This is a genomic window from Streptomyces sp. NPDC001373 (assembly GCF_042895815.1).
In the GTDB taxonomy this organism is placed as follows: domain Bacteria; phylum Actinomycetota; class Actinomycetes; order Streptomycetales; family Streptomycetaceae; genus Streptomyces.
This window is the reverse complement of record NZ_JBIAWQ010000009.1, coordinates 83,004-99,635: the sequence shown is the minus strand read 5'-3', so window position 1 is coordinate 99,635 and position 16,632 is coordinate 83,004. Positions and strand designations below refer to the sequence as shown.

Sequence of the window (16,632 nt, the reverse complement as noted above, 5' to 3'; positions counted from 1 at the left end):
GTCCCCTGGTCGGCCCGGGGGTCACGCCCGTGCACACCCCCACATGGACCATCCTCCCACCAACCGGGCCCTCCTATCCGCCCCGTGACGAATCGACAACATGTATTTCCCGCCAATCGGACATGAACCGGGCACGTTTCGGGGTCATGGGGCGGTGATGCCGAGGAGGGAGCGGACGCGGGCGTACTTCGCGGTCAGCCGGTCGCGGGTGGGGGCGTCCAGCACGGAGAGGCGTACGGGATCCGCGTTGTGCGCGAGGTCGGCCTCCTTGACGAGGACGGCCCCGGGCGTGGCGAGGATGCGGGCGGTGTACTCCTCGAGCGGTTCTCCAGGGCGCTTGGTGAGCGCCAGGACCATGTCCTTGACCTCCTGGGGCAGGGCGGCCGCCGCCAGCTGCCCGTCGCTGAGCGCGTCGTCCTCGACGGAGTCGTGCAGCCAGGCGGCGGCCTGCTGGTCCGGGCTGCCGCCGCGCAGGCGGACGCCCTCGGCCACGGCCGCGAGGTGTTCGGCGTAGGGCCGGCCGGCCTTGTCGGTCTGCCCCTCGTGCGCCGAGCGGGCCAGGGCCTCGACCTCGGCGAGGCTGAGGAAGCGGTTCCGGTCCGTCATGCGATCTCCTTCGCTGCCCTGCGCAGGGCCTCGGTGGCCCGGCGCACGTCGGCCGGCGTCGTACGCCAGTTGGAGAACGCGGCGCGCAGGGCGGGGGTTCCCCCGAGGACGGTGGGGGTCACGAAGACCTCGGCTGAGACGGCCGCGCGCAGGGCGGCCAGCCGTTCGGGGGTGGGGTCCTGGGCGAGGGTGAAGCAGACGACGTTGAGGCGGACGGGGGCGAGCAGGCGCAGGGCCGGGTCGCGGCCGAGGATCTCGCCGAGCTCGCGGGCGCAGGCGGTGTCCCGTTCGACGATCTCGCGGTGGCCCTCGCGGCCGTAGGCGCGCAGGGTGAACCAGGCGGCCAGGGCCCGCAGCCGGTGGGAGTTCTCCGGGGTGAGGTGGACCAGGTCGGGGTCGGGCCCGAGGGGGCCGAGGTAGGCGGCGGAGTTGGCGAAGACCCGGGTCTGGAGGTCGCGGCGGCGGGTGAACTGGACGGCGCTGTCGTAGGGGACGTTGAGCCACTTGTGCAGGTCGACGCAGACGGAGTCGGAGGCGTCGAGGCCCTCGGTGAGGTGGGCGTGCTCCGGGGAGAGGGCCGCGAAGGCGCCGAAGGCGGCGTCGGTGTGCAGCCAGAAGTCGTGGCGGTCCTTGAGCGCGGCGACGGTCCGGAGGTCGTCGAAGTCGACGGTGTTGACGGTGCCGGCGTTGGCGACGACGACGGCCGGGCCGGGGGTGTCGGCGAGGGCGCGGTCCAGGGCGGCGGGGTCGACGGCCTCGCGGCCGGGCAGGGTGGGCACCGGGACGAGCGCGGCGCGGCCGAGGCCGAGGACGGAGAGGGCCTTGGCGACGGAGGAGTGCGGGGCGCCGGACAGGACGCGGACGGGGCCGAGGGCGCTCACGCCGTCCTGGGCCGGGGAGACGCCGAGGCGCTCGCCGAGCCACTCCCGGGCGATGGCGAGGCCGACGGTGTTGGACAGGGTGGCGCCGCTGACGAAGGTGCCCGTGTGGGCGCCGGAGAGCCCGAAGAGCTCGCGCAGCCAGGCGACGGTCTCGCGTTCCAGGTGCTGGCCGGCGCCGTCCATGGCGGAGTTGGAGTTCTGGTCGTGGACCGCGGTCAGCCAGTCCCCCGCGAGGGCGGCGGGGGTGGCTCCGCCGGTGACGAAGCCGAGGTAGCGGGGGCCGGCGGAGGCGGAGAGCAGCGGCTCCCAGCGGGCCCGGAAGTCGGCGAGCGCGGCCTCGGCGCCGGAGCCGTGCGCGGGGAGGGGACGGGGGTGCGGCGGCCCGTCCTGCACCGGCACGACGGGCCGCCCGTCCAGTGCTTCGAGGGCCTCGACGGCGGCGTGCCGGGTGGCGTCGAGGAGGGCGGGGAGACGGGCGAGATCGGCGGCGAGCGTGGCGTCCATGCGCGGACGGTAACCCCGGCGGGGGCGGGGGAAACGTGCCAATCGCCACGCAGTGGCCCGGACCACGGCGGCCCTGCCGGCCCGCTCCCGCGGGGGGTGCGGCGGGCCGGGGCGCGGGGCACCGCCCCCGCGGGGGCGGCCGGTCCGCGCCGGGGCCCGGGCCGACGCCGCGGCGGCGCCGGTCCGACCGAAGCCGGGGCGCCGGTGGAGGGGCCCGGTCCGACCGGAGCCAGGGCACGATCCGACTGCGCGGCGGGGCCGGCGGCCGCCGCCTGCCGGCATCCCTGCCGGGCCGGGGCGGCGGACGGCTTGCCACTGCGCGGAGCGGTCCCCTCCCCGCCCTTCCCCGTTCCCCGGGCGCCGCCCGGACCCGTTCCGGGCGCTCCGCGCCCGGTGCGCTCAAACGCCGCGCGGGCTGGGATTGCCGCGCAGCGGCGATATCAGCGCCGCGAAGCCGGTGCGGCGCCCCGGCGCCGAGCCGCGCGAGCCGCGCGGCGAGAGGCGGGGCGCCCCGGCGCAGGGGCGGCGGGCGGCGGGCGGGGGGGGGAGGCGTGGGGCGCGGTCAGAAGGGGGCGCGGCGGAGCAGGAGGAGGGCTCGGTCGTCGTTGACGTCCTTGGCCACCTTTTCGATCAGGTGCCACGCCGCACCCTCCCAGCCCGCCGCGACGTACCGGTCGGCCTCCCCCGTCAGCCGGTCGATGCCCTCGCTGATCTCGCGGTCCGATGTCTCGACCAGGCCGTCGGTGAAGAGCATCAGGACGTCGCCGGGGCGGAGGCTGCCGCGGGCCGGTTCGAACTCGGCGCCGTCGTAGACGCCCAGGAGCGGGCCCTCGCCGGACTTCTCCTGCCAGCGGCCGGTGCCGGCGGACAGCTGGAGCGCGGGCAGGTGGCCGGCCGAGAGGAGCTCGTAGTCGCCGGTCTCCAGGTCCAGGACGAGGTGGATGGAGGTGGCGAAGCCCTCGTCCCAGTCCTGGCGGAGCAGGTAGCCGTTGGCGGCGGGCAGGAAGTCCTGGGGCGGAAGGGCGCCGAGGAGGCCGCCGAAGGCGCCCGAGAGGAGGAGGGCCCGGGAGCCGGCCTCCATGCCCTTGCCGGAGACGTCGGTGAGGACGACCTCCAGGGTGCGCCCGCCGTTGGTGCGGGCGGCGACGACGAAGTCCCCGGAGAAGGACTGGCCGCCGGCGGGCCGCAGGGCCATCTCGCGGTGCCAGCCCGGTGGCAGGGCGGGCAGCTTGCTCTGCACCCGGATGCGTTCGCGCAGGTCGAAGAGCATGGTGCCGCCGCGCCGCCAGGGCACCCCGACGCGGCTGCGGAACTGGGCGATGATCAGCCCGAAGAAGCCGCAGGCGGCGACGACGAGGACGGTTCCGGGGGTGACCCGGGCCGGTCCCTCGGTGTACGGGCCGAGGACGAGGGCCTCGACGATCAGGGCGGCCGCGGAGGCGGCGTAGAGCCCGAGCAGGCTGGCGGGCCGCAGCAGCAGGCCGCCGGCCACGATGGGCAGGACGAGCACCGACGGGGAGAACCAGACGGGCAGCATCAGGGTGCCGCAGGCGAAGGCGGGCACCGTCAGCAGGAGCCCGGCGAAGGCCAGCCAGTCGGAGGCGTCCCCGCGGAAGTAGTCGACGGCGGATTTGCGCAGGGCGGTGCGAGCCCGGTGCGACAGCATGCGCGTCCGGGCCCCGAGCGTCTCGACACGTGCTCCGGCCATTGCATCGGGACCCTATCCATCACGGCTGTGTGCGCGCAGGGGTACCCCCGTTCCGCCGGTCCCCGCACGCCCGAAAACTGTTCGACCGGACCGTATTGCCCTGGTAGGGATGGACCCATGGCTCTTGATACGCGCGTATTGCAGGCTGCTGAGTGGGATGTCTGGTACGACCATCTGGAACTGGCGTTCGGCGGCGTGCCGGAATCGCCGGAGGAGCGGTCGCTCTACCGGTCCCTGACGGAGTTCGACCGTTCGCTGGGCGTCTGGGACGGGGAGACCTGCGTCGGTTCGGCCGGGGCGTTCGGTTTCCGGCTGTCGGTGCCGGGCGGGGCGGTGGTACCGGCGGCGGGCGTGACCATGGTCGGCGTGGCGCCGACCCATCGCAGGCGCGGCGTGCTGACCTCGATGATGCGGCGCCAGCTGGACGACGTCCGGGCGGGCGGCGAGCCGGTCGCCGTGCTGACGGCCTCGGAGCCGGAGATCTACGGGCGCTTCGGCTACGGCACGGCCGCCCACGCCCTGTCGTTCGACATCGACACCACCCGGGTACGGCTGGACGTGCCGCCGGGGACGGACGGGGTGCGGCTGCGGCTCGTGGACCCGGTGAAGGCGCTGGCGGACTGCGAGCGGGTGTACGCCGCCCTGGTCCCGGGCCGGCCGGGGATGCCGGCCCGGCAGCCGGGGTGGGAGCGGCAGGGGCTGCTGGACCCGGAGTCGCTGCGGCAGGGGGCGTCGCCGCTGAAGTGCGTGGTGGCGGAGGACGCGGAGGGCCGGGTCGTCGGCTACGCGCGCTATCGGGTGCGGCCGGACTGGGAGCCGACCGGGTCGGACGGCAAGGTGCTGGTCGGCGAGGTGAACGCGGTGGTTCCGGCGGCGTACGCGGCGCTGTGGCGGTACCTGTTCGAGATCGACCTGACCTGGCACGTACAGGTGCACGGGCGGCCGGTGGACGATCCGCTGCTGCATCTGGTCAACGACGTCCGCCGGATCCGGGCGCGGCAGCGGGACGCGCTGCACCTGCGTCTGGTGGACCTGCCGGGGGCGCTGGAGGCGCGGGGGTACGGGGCCGCGGTGGACGTCGTGATGGAGGTGGAGGACGCGTTCTGCCCCTGGAACGCGGGGCGGTGGCGGCTGACGGCCGACGGGTCCGGGGCGCGGTGCGTGCGCAGCGACGACGCGGCGGAGCTGGCGCTGTCCGTGCGGGACCTGGGCTCGGCGTACCTGGGCGGGGTGACGCTGGCCTCTCTCGCGGCGGCCGGCCGGGTGCGGGAGCTCCGGCCGGGGGCGGTGCGGGAGGCTTCGCGGGCCTTCGCGGGGGATGTCGCCCCGTGGCTCCCGCACGGCTTCTGACCCGGGTCCGCAAACAGGGGGCCGCCCGGCTCGGCGGCCCCCTGCCGCGCGGCTGAGTGCTCTGGCCGGAAAGGTTCACCGCCTCACGACGCCCGGCACGGCACCTCGCCGCGTTGTCGGGCCACGCGTACGTCCGGTACGAGTCGTGGCCCTCCGCCTTGCGATGCACCGCACCGGACGCCGCGAACCGGCAAACCTCTCCGGTCAGAGCACTAGCGCTGCTGGCAGGCGGGGCACCAGAAGAGGTTGCGGGCGGCGAGGTCGGCCGTGCGGATCTCCGTGCCGCAGATGTGGCACGGGAGCGTCGCCCGGCGGTAGACGTACACCTCGCCGCCGTGGTCGTCGACGCGGGGCGGGCGGCCCATGGCCTCCGGGAGGTGTTCGTCCCGGACGGTGTCGATGCGGTTCCTGCGGACGCCCTCGCGCATCAGCTCGGCCAGGTCGGTCCACATCGCGTCCCACTCGGTGCGCGTGAGGTCCCTGCCCTGGCGGTAGGGGTCGATGCCGTGCCGGAAGAGGACCTCGGCGCGGTAGACGTTGCCGACGCCCGCGATGATCTTCTGGTCCATCAGCAGGGCGGCGATGGTCGTGCGGCTGCGGGAGATGCGGGACCAGGCGCGGGCGGGGTCGTCGGCCGGGCGCAGGGGGTCCGGGCCCAGGCGGTCGTGTATCGCCTTCTTCTCGGCCCCGGTGACCAGGGCGCAGGCGGTGGGTCCGCGCAGGTCCGCGTGGTGGTCGTCGTTCAGCAGGCGCAGCCGCACCGTGTCGGTGGCCGGCGGGGCCGGGGCGGGGCCGAAGCCGAGCTTGCCGAAGAGGCCGAGGTGGATGTGGATCCAGGCGTCGCCGAGTTCCAGGAAGAGGTGCTTGCCGTGCGCCTCGGCGCTCTCCAGCACGCGTCCGTCGAGGAGGGCGGCGCTGTCGGCGAAGCGTCCCTGGGGGCTGCTGACCCGGACCGGGCGGGCGGCGAAGCGCTCGGTGTGGTCCTGGGCGAGGCGGTGGATCGTATGGCCCTCGGGCACGCCTTGCTCCTACGTCGCTTCGTCTCGGGGTCCGGCGGACCGCGTGCCGCCGGACGACGGGCGTCCGGCGGCACGGGGGGCCTTACTGGTCCTGCGGGTGGTGGGCCGGGATCGGGGGGAGCTCGCCGGTCTGCTCGTAGGCCGAGAGCATGTCGATGCGGCGGGTGTGGCGCTCCTCGTCGGAGTACGGGGTGGCCAGGAAGGCCTCGATGAAGCTGGTGGCCTCGTCCTGGCTGTGCATGCGGCCGCCGACGGAGATGACGTTGGCGTTGTTGTGCTCGCGGCCGAGCTTCGCGGTCTCCACGCTCCAGGCGAGGATGGCGCGGACGCCCTTGACCTTGTTGGCGGCGATCTGCTCGCCGTTGCCGGAGCCGCCGATCACGATGCCGAGGCTGTCGGCGTCCGCGGCGGTCTTCTCCGCGGCACGCAGGCAGAACGGCGGGTAGTCGTCCACGGCGTCGTAGATGTGGGGCCCGCAGTCGACGGGCTCGTGGCCGTTGTTCTTGAGCCAGTCCACGAGGTGGTTCTTGAGCTCAAAGCCGGCATGGTCGGATCCGAGATACACGCGCATGGGTCGAGTGTGGCATGCGCGACCTCGAGAGAGGTCGGAGGGGTGTCGCATAAATCACTTCTAAACCTCAAGTAAACCCAAAGAACGCAGACGGGAGGGGTCGGGACCTTGATCCCGGGATGGGGGCCTTGGGTAACCATCGGAAGAAGGTCTTCCGTACTGGCCGGAAATCGGGTTTGAATGCCGGAACTCTCCACCCGAGAACCTAAGGATTCGTCCATGAGCACGACGACGACCCTGCAGAAGGCAGGCGGCCCGACCGGCGAACCCGGCTCCGCACAGCCCTCCGACGGTCTCAAGGCCGGTCTCAAGAACCGCCACCTCTCCATGATCGCCATCGGCGGCGTCATCGGCGCCGGCCTGTTCGTCGGCTCCGGCGGCGGTATCGCCAAGGCCGGCCCCGCCATCCTGATCTCGTACCTCCTCGTCGGCGCCATGGTCGTCTTCGTGATGCGGATGCTCGGCGAGATGGCCGCCGCCAGCCCGAACTCGGGCTCCTTCTCCGCCTACGCCGACCGGGCGCTGGGCCGCTGGGCCGGCTTCTCCATCGGCTGGCTGTACTGGTTCTTCTGGGTCGTCGTGCTCGCCGTCGAGGCGACCGCCGGCGCGAAGATCCTCGAGGGCTGGGTCCCGGCCGTCCCGCAGTGGGCCTGGGCCCTGATCGTGATGGTCGTCCTGACGGCCACCAACCTCGGCTCCGTCGCCTCCTACGGCGAGTTCGAGTTCTGGTTCGCGGGCATCAAGGTCGTCGCCATCGGCGCCTTCGTAGTCATCGGCATGCTCGCCGTCTTCGGCGTGCTGCCGGGCTCGGACAACCCGGGCGCGGGCTTCGCCCACCTCACCGACGCCGGCGGGTTCATGCCGAACGGCTGGGGCTCGGTCCTCACCGGTGTGCTGATGGTCGTCTTCTCCTTCATGGGCAGCGAGATCGTCACCCTGGCGGCCGGCGAGTCCGAGGACCCGCGCCGCGCGGTCACCAAGGCCACCAACTCGGTGATCTGGCGCATCGGCGTCTTCTACCTGGGCTCGATCTTCATCGTCCTGACGCTGCTGCCGTGGAACGACGAGTCGATCGTCAAGAAGGGCTCCTACGTCGCCGCCCTGGACTCGATCGGCATCGCGCACGCCGGCCAGATCATGAACGTGATCGTCCTGACGGCCGTCCTGTCCTGCCTGAACTCGGGCCTCTACACCGCTTCCCGCATGGCGTTCTCGCTGGGCGAGCGCGGTGACGCGCCCAAGGCCTTCGCCAAGACCAGCAAGAACGGCGTCCCCACGGTCGCCATCCTGGGCTCGGTGGTCTTCGGCTTCATCGCCGTCTACTTCAACTACACCTCCCCGGACACGGTGTTCAACTTCCTGCTGAACTCCTCCGGTGCCATCGCCCTCTTCGTGTGGCTGGTCATCTGCCTGACCCAGCTGCGGATGCGCGGGATCCTGATGCGTGAGGCCCCGGAGAAGGTCACCGTCAAGATGTGGCTCTTCCCGTACCTCACCTGGGCGACCGCCGCGATGATCACCTTCGTCCTCGGCTACATGGTCTACGACAAGGACAACCGCGAGACGGTGCTGTACTCCCTGCTCGTCGCGGCCGTCGTGATCGTGATCGGCGTGGCGCGCAACATGCGCCGCAAGAACGCGGTCGAGGCCGCGGCCGACGCCGCGGTCGACGCCGCCTGACCCGCCCCGCACACGTCAGCAGCCCCGGACCGCCCGCTCGCGGTCCGGGGCTGCTGCGCAGGCTCCGTCAGGGGAATCCCCTCGGGGTCAGCCGCGACGGCCGGCCAGCTTCCAGGCGGCCGGCAGCGCGCCCATGGCCAGCGCGGCCTTGAGGGCGTCGCCGATCAGGAACGGGGTCATGCCCGCCGCGACGGCCGCGGAGAGGGACATCCCGGTGGCGGCCATCAGGTACGGCACGCCCACCGCGTAGATCACGGCCGAGCCGAGCACCATCGTGCCCGCCGTGAACAGCACCGAGCGGTCGGCGCCGCGCCGCGCGAGGGCGCCGACGACGGTGGCGGCCAGCAGCATGCCGAGGACGTAGCCGAAGGAAGCCCCGCCCGCGCCGGAGGTGCCGCCCGCGAACCACGGCAGGCCGGCCGCGCCCAGGGCGGCGTACAGGCCGAGCGAGAGGAAACCGCGGCGGGCGCCGAAGGCGGTGCCCACGAGCAGGGCGGCGAAGGTCTGGCCGGTGACCGGCACGGGCGAGCCGGGAACGGGTACGGAGATCTGGGCGGCGAGACCGGTGAGCGCGGCTCCGCCGACGACGAGGGCGACGTCGCGGACGCGGCTCGCGGGCAGCAGGTCGGCGAGGACGGCGCCGGGCCGGAAGGAGACGGAAGCAGTGCTCATGAGGGGGCTCCGCGGGGTGGTGATCGACAGGACACCGTGACGCTAGTGCGCCCCGCTGCGCCGCCCCACCTCCGGCCGGGACAAAGGCATACTGTCCGGTTTGGTGGGGACCACACAAAGCCCATGTCTTACACCCGACTTGAAGTGATCCCCGTCACGGGGAACATCCGGCGACACATCCTTTTTGCTCCCAGGGGTGCCCTCCAGCAAGACTGTAGGGTCCCGCCAATCCCTTGCGCAGCCCCCAGCGCCGCTTGGCCGACCGAGAGTACGAGCACCTCCTCATGCGCGACCATCTGCCCGAACCGTCCGTCACCGAGGGCGGCCTGCCCCCGGAACCCCTGAGCCACAGCCTCAAGCAGCGCCACCTGACCATGCTCGGCCTCGGCGGCGTGATCGGCGCCGGGCTCTTCGTCGGCTCCGGCGCCGGCATCGCCATCGCCGGCCCCGCGATCATCTGCTCGTACCTGCTCGCGGGCGCGCTCGCGATGCTGGTCATGCGGGCGCTCGGCGAGATGTCGGCGGCGATGCCCGCCTCCGGCTCCTTCTCGGTCTACGCGGAGAGGGCCCTGGGGCGCTGGGCGGGCTTCTCGGCGGGCTGGCTGTACTGGTTCCTGCTGGTCGTGGTGCTCGCCGTGGAGGCGACCGGCGCAGCGAAGATCGCCCACGGCTGGCTGCCGTCGGTCGACCAGTGGGTGTGGGTGCTGCTGTTCATGGTGGTCTTCACCCTCGCCAACCTGGCCGCCGTCCGGAACTTCGGCGAGTTCGAGTTCTGGTTCGCCGCGCTGAAGGTCGGCGCGATCGTGCTGTTCCTGGTCCTGGGCACCCTGGCGGTCTTCGGCCTGCTGCCCGACACGGACCCGGTGGGCCTGGCCAACCTGACCGGTCAGGGCGGGTTCTTCCCCAAGGGCATCGGCGGGGTGGTCGCCGGCATGCTCGCGGTCGTCTTCGCCTTCGGCGGCCTGGAGGTCGTCACCATCGCGGCCGCCGAGTCGGACGACCCCGCCCGGTCGGTGTCCCGCGCGGTGCGCAGCGCGGTGTGGCGCATCCTCTTCTTCTACGTCGGCTCGATGCTGGTCATCGTGACCCTGCTGCCGTGGGACTCGATCCAGCCGGGCCAGAGCCCGTACGTGGCCGTCCTCGACTCGATCGGGATCCCGGGGGCCGGACAGATCATGAACATCGTGGTGTTCGTGGCGCTGCTGTCGGCGCTGAACGCCAACCTGTACGGGTCCTCGCGCATGGTGTTCTCGCTGGCCGAGCGGGGCGACGCGCCGAAGGCGCTGCTGAAGGTCTCGGGCGGCGGGGTACCGCGGCGGGCGGTGCTCGCCTCGGTGGTCTTCGGGTTCGCCTCGGTGGTGCTGAACCTGCTGTGGCCGGACACGGTCTTCCTCTACATGCTCAACGCGGTCGGCGCGGTGCTGCTGTTCGTGTGGGCGCTGATCGCGGTCTCGGAGCTGCGGCTGCGGCCGCGGCTGGAGCGGGAGATGCCGGAGCGGCTGACGCTGCCGATGTGGGCGTTCCCGTACCTGACGTGGGCGGCGCTGGCGGGGATGGCGGCGGTGCTGGTGCTGATGCTGCTCGACGACTCGGCGCGGCCGCAGTTGCTGTGGTCCTCCGGTGCGGCGGCGGTCGTGCTGCTGGTGGCCTGGTACCGGGAAGTGCGGGCGCGCCGGGGCTGAGGCCCCGTCACCGCCGCACGGAGGCCGGACGGCCCGGGACCTGCGTCCCGGGCCGTTTGCGTTCTGTGCGGGGGCGCGGTCACGGCGCGTGAGCCGAGTGTCCGGATGGCGAACAGCGAACGTCCGATAAGCGGACGGTCGGCAGACTGGGGCCCATGAGTCAGAGCACCGTCACGCCTCCCGAACTGCGGCCGTCCGCGCCCGGATCCCCCCTCGGCAACGGCCTCAAGCAGCGCCACCTCTCGATGATCGCCCTCGGCGGGGTCATCGGCGCCGGTCTCTTCGTCGGCTCGGGCGCCGGTATCGCGGCCGCGGGCCCCTCGATCGTGCTCGCGTACGCCGTGTCGGGCCTGCTGGTGATGTTCGTGATGCGGATGCTCGGCGAGATGTCGGCGGCCGATCCGGCGTCGGGCTCCTTCTCGGTGCACGCCGAGCGGGCGATCGGCCCCTGGGCCGGGTTCACGGCGGGCTGGATGTTCTGGACCCTGCTGTGCGTGGGCGTGGCCATCGAGGCCATCGGCGCGGCGCACATCATGGCGGGCTGGTTCCCGGGCACCCCGTCGTGGCTGTGGGTGCTGGTCTTCATGGCGCTGTTCTGCGGCAGCAACCTGGGCGCGGTGCGCAACTTCGGCGAGTTCGAGTTCTGGTTCGCCGCCCTGAAGATCGGCGCCATCGCCCTCTTCCTGGGCCTGGGCGTGCTCGCCGTCCTCGGCCTGCTGCCCGGGACCGCCGCCCCGGGCGCCGCCAACCTGGCGCACGCGGGCGGGTTCCTGCCCAACGGGGTCGACGGCCTGCTCGTCGGCGTGCTGGCCTCGGTCGTCGCGTACGGCGGACTGGAGACGGTGACCATCGCGGCCGCCGAGTCCGACGACCCCGTGCGGGGCGTGGCCAAGGCCGTGAAGACCACCATGTGGCGGATCGCGATCGTCTACGTCGGCTCGATGCTGGTCATCGTCACCCTGCTGCCCTGGAACGACCCGGCCGTCACCGAGCGGGGCCCGTACGCCGCGGCCCTGGACCACCTGGGCATCCCGGCGGCCGGCCAGATCATGAACGCGGTCATCCTGATCGCCCTGCTGTCCGCGATGAACGCCAACATCTACGGCTCCTCCCGCATGGCCCACTCGCTGGTCTCCCGGGGCCAGGGCCCCAAGGGGCTGGGCAAGGTCTCGGGCGGGGTGCCGCGCCGGGCGGTGCTCGCCTCCTGCGGGTTCGGCTTCGTCACGGTGCTGCTGTCGTACTGGTACCCGGACACCCTGTTCGCCTGGCTGCTGAACATGGTCGGCGGGGTCATCCTCGTCGTCTGGGGCTTCATCGCGGTCTCCCAGTTCGTGCTGCGCCGGCGGCTGGAGCGGGAGGCGCCCGGGAAGCTGACCGTGCGGATGTGGGGCTTCCCGTACCTGACGTGGCTGGCGCTGGCCGGGGTGGCCGGGGTGCTGGTGCTGATGGCCGCGGGCGAGGACACCCGGACGCAGGTGCTCTTCACGGGCGGACTGACGGTGGCCCTGGCGGCGACCGGGTACGTGATGCAGCGCCGGGCGGCGCGCCGGGGCTGACGGCCCGACAGCCCCCCGGCCCCCTCGGAGGCGGATCTCGTGTGCGACACGGGATCCGCCTCTCTTCGCACCCGGGCGACCCTTGCGTGTGACCTGGAACAGATACTGCTAGCGTGCAGTTGCGCATTAATTGCAATAAGCGATTGGCGCGCTGAGGGGACCGGACACACGCATGGCCATCTACACGCTTCCTGAACTTCCTTACGACTACGCGGCGCTCGAACCGGTGATCAACCCGCAGATCATCGAGCTGCACCACGACAAGCACCACGCGGCATACGTCACGGGCGCCAACACCACGCTGGAGCAGCTGGAGGAGGCGCGCGACAAGGAGAACTGGGGCGCGCTCAACGGGCTGGAGAAGAACCTCGCGTTCCATCTCTCCGGCCACATCCTGCACAGCATCTACTGGCACAACATGGCCAGCCCGAAGACCGGCGAGGGCGGCGGCGTGCCGACCGCGGCCGACGGCCTGGGCGACCTCGCCGACGCGATCACCGAGTCCTTCGGCTCCTTCGAGAAGTTCAAGAAGCAGCTGACCTTCGCCTCCTCCGCGACGCAGGGCTCGGGCTGGGGCGTCCTGGCGTACGAGCCCGTCAGCGGCCGCCTGGTCGTCGAGCAGGTCTACGACCACCAGGGCAACGTCGGCGTGGCCAGCACGCCCATCCTGGTCTTCGACGCCTGGGAGCACGCCTTCTACCTGCAGTACAAGAACCAGAAGGTGGACTTCATCGAGGCCATGTGGAACGTCGTCAACTGGCAGGACGTGTCCCGCCGCTACGCCGACGCCAAGGCGAACACCCCGCTGCTGATCCCCGCCAAGGGTTGACCGGCACCCGTAGACCGCCCGCCTCGTGATCGTCTTCTCAGCCTTCGCGTACGGGCGTTTCCAGCGGAAGACCCCCGTGGGTGGGGGCACCTCCCAGCGGTAGCTGGGGGAGTGACTCACGGGGGTCTTCTGTGGTCCGGGAAGGGATCCCGACGCGCGGACTACTCGAAGCTGGGGCCCTTGGTACGGGTGCGCTTGATCTCGTAGAAGCCCGGGGTGGAGGCGACCAGCAGGGTGCCGTCCCACAGGCGGGCGGCGGCCTCGCCGCGCGGGGCCGGGGTGACGACGGGGCCGAAGAAGGCCACCTCCTCGCCGTCGGCGCCGGGTACGGAGATCACCGGGGTGCCGACCTCCTGGCCGACGCGCTCGATGCCGTCGTTGTGGGAGTCGCGCAGCACCTGGTCGTACTCGTCGGAGTCGGCGTAGGCGAGCAGCTCGGCCGGCAGGCCGACGGCCTCCAGGGCGTCGGCGATGACCTCCCGGGTCGCGCCGCGGTCCTCGTTGTGGATCCTGGTGCCGAGCGCCGTGTACAGCTTGCCGGTGACCTCGTCGCCGAACTTCTGCTGGGCGGCGACCACCACGCGCACCGGGGCCCAGCCCTTGGGCCCGAGGAGCTCACGGTAGCGCTCGGGGAGCTCGTCCAGCTTGTCCTCGTTGAGCACGGCCAGGCTCATCACGTGCCAGCGGACCTCCACGTCGCGGACCTTCTCGACCTCGAGCATCCATCGGGAGGTCATCCACGCCCAGGGGCAGAGCGGGTCGAACCAGAAGTCCACCGGGTTCTTCTCGCGCACCTGGGTGTCGGTCATGTCTCTCCTCACGTCGCACGGGGCGTCTGCCGTCATGCTCCTTCTGGCCAACCGGGCCGGATCCGCACGCATTCCCCCGTGGGAGGATTCGGCCGAAGAAGCGATCACGCACGAAGGAGTGCCACGTGCCCGGTGAGAATCTGTCCCGCGACGAAGCCCGCGCGCGGGCCGAGCTGCTGTCCGTCGACGGGTACGAGGTGGTCCTCGACCTGACCTCCGCGGTGGACGATGCCGAACCGGCCGAGGGTCCCCGGACCTTCCGCTCGGTGACGACCGTGCGCTTCCGGTCGGCGGTGCCGGGCGCCTCCTCGTTCGCGGACCTGATCGCGCCCTCGGTGAACTCGGTCACCCTGAACGGGCACGCCCTGGACCCGGCCTCCGTGTTCGACGGATCGCGGATCGCCCTGGACGGGCTGGCCGCCGAGAACGTCCTGGTCGTCGACGCGAACTGCGCCTACAGCCGGACCGGCGAGGGCATGCACCGCTTCGTCGACCCGGAGGACGGCGAGGTCTACCTCTACACCCAGTACGAGCCGGCGGACGCCCGGCGGGTGTACGCGAACTTCGAGCAGCCCGACCTGAAGGCCCCCTACCGCTTCGAGGTGACGGCCCCCGAGGGCTGGACCGTGTGGAGCAACGGGGCGGAGGAGTCCCGCGAGGGCGGGGTGTGGCGCTTCGCCGAGACCGCCCCCATCTCCACGTACATCACCTGCGTGGTGGCGGGCCCGTACCACTACGTCACGGACACCTACACCCGCGGGGACCTGACGATCCCGCTGGGCGCGATGTGCCGCAAGGGGCTGGCCAAGCACTTCGACGCGGACGACGTCTTCCTCGTCACCAAGCAGGGCTTCGACCTCTTCCACGAGATCTTCGACTACCCGTACCCCTTCGGGAAGTACGACCAGGCCTTCGTGCCCGAGTACAACCTCGGCGCCATGGAGAACCCGGGCATGGTGACCTTCCGCGAGGAGTACATCTTCCGCGGGAAGGTCACGCAGGCCTCCTACGAGCGGCGCGCGAACGTCATCCTGCACGAGATGGCGCACATGTGGTTCGGCGACCTGGTCACCATGAAGTGGTGGGACGACCTGTGGCTGAAGGAGTCCTTCGCCGACTTCATGGGCTCCTTCGGGCTGGTCGAGGCCACCCGCTTCGACCAGGCCTGGGTCACCTTCGCCAACAACCGCAAGGCGTGGGCCTACCGGGCCGACCAGCTGCCGTCCACCCACCCGATCACGGCCGACATCCGTGACCTGGAGGACGCCAAGCTGAACTTCGACGGGATCACCTACGCCAAGGGCGCGGCCGTGCTCAAGCAGCTCGTCGCCTACGTGGGCCGGGAGGCCTTCCTGGAGGGCGCGCGGCGCTACTTCAAGGCGCACGCGTACGGGAACACCACCCTGGACGACCTGCTGTCGGTGCTCGGCGAGGTCTCCGGGCGGGACATGGCCGAGTGGTCGCGGGCCTGGCTCCAGACGGCGGGCGTCAACGCGCTGACGCCGGTGGTGACCACGGACGCGGGCGGGCGGCTGACCGAGCTGGCCGTGGTCCAGGAGGGCGACGAACTGCGCCCCCACCGGGTCGCGGTCGGCCTGTACCGGCTGGAGGCCGACGGGGCGCTGGTGCGCTACGCGCGGGCCGAGGCCGACGTGGCGGGCGTCCGGACGGTGGTCGCGGAGCTGACCGGGCTGGAGCGGCCCGACCTGGTCCTGGTCAACGACGAGGACCTCACCTACTGCAAGATCCGCTTCGACGAGGGCTCGCTGGCCACCCTCCGCGGCCACCTGGGCGACCTCACGGACCCGCTGGCCCGCGCCCTGTGCTGGTCGGCGCTGTGGAACCTGACGCGGGACGCGCTGATGCCCGCCCGGGACTTCCTGTCGCTCGTGCTGGCCCACGCCGGCCGCGAGAGCGACGTCGGCGTGCTCCAGCAGCTGCACGCGCAGGCACTGGCCGCGGTCTCCCTCTACGCGGCGCCCGACTGGCGCGAGCAGGGCGGCCGGGAGCTGGCGGCGGGCGCGCTGCACGAGCTGCGGCTGGCCGAACCGGGTTCCGAGCACCAGCTGACCTGGGCCCGGTTCTTCGCGGCGAGCGCCGCCAGCGAGGGCGACTTCCAGCTGCTGCTGGGGCTGCTGGAGGGATCGGCGCGGATCGACGGACTGGAGGTGGACCAGGAGCTGCGCTGGGACTTCCTGCTCCCGCTGACCGCGCACGGCGTGGTCGACCAGGCCGTACTGGCGGCCGAGCTGGTCCGTGACGACACCGCCTCGGGCAAGCGGCACCAGGTGCGCTGCCTGGCCGCGCGGCCGTCGGCGGCGGTCAAGGACCAGGCGTGGGCGGTGGTGGTCGAGTCGGACGCGCTGTCGAACGCGCTGGTCGAGGCGACCATCAACGGTATGCAGCAGCCCTCGCAGCGGGAGCTGCTCGCCCCGTACACCGGGCGGTACTTCGAGGTGATCGAGCGGATCTGGGCCGAGCGCTCGATCCAGATCGGCATCGACGTGGTGAAGGGCCTGTACCCGGTGCTCCAGGACTCGCAGGCCACTCTGGACGCGACGGACGCCTGGCTGGAGGCCCGTCCGGACGCGGCCCCCGCGCTGCGCCGGCTGGTGCTGGAGTCCCGCGACGACCTGGCCCGCGCCCTGCGCGCCCAGTCGCGCGACGCGTAGCCCTGCGGGTGCCGCTGCGCGGGGCTTGCTCCGCGCAGCGGCACCCGCGCAGCGGCAGCGCCATCGGCAGTCGAACGTCCGTACTTTAGCCCC

13 protein-coding genes are annotated in these 16,632 nt (G+C 72.3%); 6 read left to right on the top strand and 7 right to left on the bottom strand.

Going from position 1 to position 16,632, the window contains the following annotated elements; translation table 11 throughout:
• Positions 1-144: 144 nt before the first annotated feature.
• The 3 genes from ACFY15_RS21235 to ACFY15_RS21225 all read right to left on the bottom strand — a co-directional run bounded on the left by ACFY15_RS21235 (position 145) and on the right by ACFY15_RS21225 (position 3,699).
• Complete coding sequence (locus tag ACFY15_RS21235; RefSeq protein ID WP_390691066.1) at positions 145-606, bottom strand: HD domain-containing protein; 462 nt, start codon at positions 604-606, stop codon at positions 145-147.
• Positions 603-1,991: a pyridoxal phosphate-dependent decarboxylase family protein gene (locus ACFY15_RS21230; RefSeq protein WP_390691065.1), complete on the bottom strand. Its 1,389-nt coding sequence runs from the start codon at positions 1,989-1,991 to the stop codon at positions 603-605. Before ACFY15_RS21230 ends, ACFY15_RS21235 begins: the two co-directional genes overlap by 4 nt.
• Positions 1,992-2,553: 562 nt before the next feature.
• Positions 2,554-3,699, bottom strand: a complete 1,146-nt coding sequence (locus ACFY15_RS21225) for a PP2C family protein-serine/threonine phosphatase (RefSeq protein WP_390691064.1) — start codon at positions 3,697-3,699, stop codon at positions 2,554-2,556.
• Positions 3,700-3,816: 117 nt separating this feature from the next.
• Between ACFY15_RS21225 and ACFY15_RS21220 the strand changes: the two genes are divergently transcribed.
• A complete protein-coding gene (locus ACFY15_RS21220; protein ID WP_390691063.1) occupies positions 3,817-5,049 on the top strand; it encodes a GNAT family N-acetyltransferase in 1,233 nt (410 codons plus the stop codon).
• 212 nt (positions 5,050-5,261) lie between these two features.
• Here the strand turns inward: ACFY15_RS21220 and ACFY15_RS21215 are convergent, their stop codons facing one another.
• Positions 5,262-6,068: an Fpg/Nei family DNA glycosylase gene (locus ACFY15_RS21215; protein WP_390691062.1), complete on the bottom strand. Its 807-nt coding sequence runs from the start codon at positions 6,066-6,068 to the stop codon at positions 5,262-5,264.
• A gap of 82 nt (positions 6,069-6,150) precedes the next feature.
• A complete protein-coding gene (locus ACFY15_RS21210) occupies positions 6,151-6,639 on the bottom strand; it encodes a ribose-5-phosphate isomerase (RefSeq protein WP_390691061.1) in 489 nt (162 codons plus the stop codon).
• Between the two features lie 219 nt (positions 6,640-6,858).
• Here ACFY15_RS21210 and ACFY15_RS21205 point away from each other — a divergent pair, with 219 nt between their 5' ends.
• The gene (locus ACFY15_RS21205; protein ID WP_390691060.1) at positions 6,859-8,319 is read left to right on the top strand and encodes an amino acid permease; all 1,461 of its coding nucleotides are present in this window, start codon (positions 6,859-6,861) and stop codon (positions 8,317-8,319) included.
• 87 nt (positions 8,320-8,406) lie between these two features.
• On the opposite strand, the gene ACFY15_RS21200 is transcribed toward ACFY15_RS21205, so the two are convergent.
• A complete protein-coding gene (locus tag ACFY15_RS21200) occupies positions 8,407-8,991 on the bottom strand; it encodes a biotin transporter BioY (RefSeq protein ID WP_390825931.1) in 585 nt (194 codons plus the stop codon).
• 284 nt (positions 8,992-9,275) lie between these two features.
• On the opposite strand from ACFY15_RS21200, the gene ACFY15_RS21195 reads away from it, so the two are divergent.
• From ACFY15_RS21195 to ACFY15_RS21185, 3 genes are all read left to right on the top strand, one after another.
• Positions 9,276-10,673: an amino acid permease gene (locus ACFY15_RS21195; RefSeq protein WP_390691058.1), complete on the top strand. Its 1,398-nt coding sequence runs from the start codon at positions 9,276-9,278 to the stop codon at positions 10,671-10,673.
• Between the two features lie 155 nt (positions 10,674-10,828).
• A complete protein-coding gene (locus ACFY15_RS21190; RefSeq protein ID WP_390691057.1) occupies positions 10,829-12,229 on the top strand; it encodes an amino acid permease in 1,401 nt (466 codons plus the stop codon).
• A gap of 172 nt (positions 12,230-12,401) precedes the next feature.
• Entirely contained in the window at positions 12,402-13,058 is a 657-nt protein-coding gene (locus ACFY15_RS21185; RefSeq protein ID WP_042815220.1) for a superoxide dismutase, read from the top strand.
• Positions 13,059-13,219: 161 nt separating this feature from the next.
• Here the strand turns inward: ACFY15_RS21185 and ACFY15_RS21180 are convergent, their stop codons facing one another.
• Positions 13,220-13,867 carry a DsbA family protein gene (locus ACFY15_RS21180; protein ID WP_390691056.1) on the bottom strand — a complete coding sequence of 216 codons (648 nt, stop codon included), beginning with the start codon at positions 13,865-13,867 and terminating at the stop codon, positions 13,220-13,222.
• A 125-nt stretch (positions 13,868-13,992) separates the two neighbouring features.
• On the opposite strand from ACFY15_RS21180, the gene pepN reads away from it, so the two are divergent.
• Positions 13,993-16,539, top strand: a complete 2,547-nt coding sequence (gene pepN / locus ACFY15_RS21175; protein WP_390691055.1) for an aminopeptidase N — start codon at positions 13,993-13,995, stop codon at positions 16,537-16,539.
• The last annotated feature ends 93 nt before the right edge of the window (positions 16,540-16,632 follow it).

What these genes read in the sequence shown, in the direction of transcription:
- ACFY15_RS21235 (WP_390691066.1), bottom strand. Translation starts at nt 606, where the DNA reads ATGACGGACCGGAACCGCTTCCTCAGCCTCGCCGAGGTCGAGGCCCTG.
- ACFY15_RS21230 (WP_390691065.1), bottom strand. Translation starts at nt 1,991, where the DNA reads ATGGACGCCACGCTCGCCGCCGATCTCGCCCGTCTCCCCGCCCTCCTC.
- ACFY15_RS21225 (WP_390691064.1), bottom strand. Translation starts at nt 3,699, where the DNA reads ATGGCCGGAGCACGTGTCGAGACGCTCGGGGCCCGGACGCGCATGCTG.
- ACFY15_RS21220 (WP_390691063.1), top strand. Translation starts at nt 3,817, where the DNA reads ATGGCTCTTGATACGCGCGTATTGCAGGCTGCTGAGTGGGATGTCTGG.
- ACFY15_RS21210 (WP_390691061.1), bottom strand. Translation starts at nt 6,639, where the DNA reads ATGCGCGTGTATCTCGGATCCGACCATGCCGGCTTTGAGCTCAAGAAC.
- ACFY15_RS21205 (WP_390691060.1), top strand. Translation starts at nt 6,859, where the DNA reads ATGAGCACGACGACGACCCTGCAGAAGGCAGGCGGCCCGACCGGCGAA.
- ACFY15_RS21200 (WP_390825931.1), bottom strand. Translation starts at nt 8,991, where the DNA reads ATGAGCACTGCTTCCGTCTCCTTCCGGCCCGGCGCCGTCCTCGCCGAC.
- ACFY15_RS21195 (WP_390691058.1), top strand. Translation starts at nt 9,276, where the DNA reads ATGCGCGACCATCTGCCCGAACCGTCCGTCACCGAGGGCGGCCTGCCC.
- ACFY15_RS21190 (WP_390691057.1), top strand. Translation starts at nt 10,829, where the DNA reads ATGAGTCAGAGCACCGTCACGCCTCCCGAACTGCGGCCGTCCGCGCCC.
- ACFY15_RS21185 (WP_042815220.1), top strand. Translation starts at nt 12,402, where the DNA reads ATGGCCATCTACACGCTTCCTGAACTTCCTTACGACTACGCGGCGCTC.
- ACFY15_RS21180 (WP_390691056.1), bottom strand. Translation starts at nt 13,867, where the DNA reads ATGACCGACACCCAGGTGCGCGAGAAGAACCCGGTGGACTTCTGGTTC.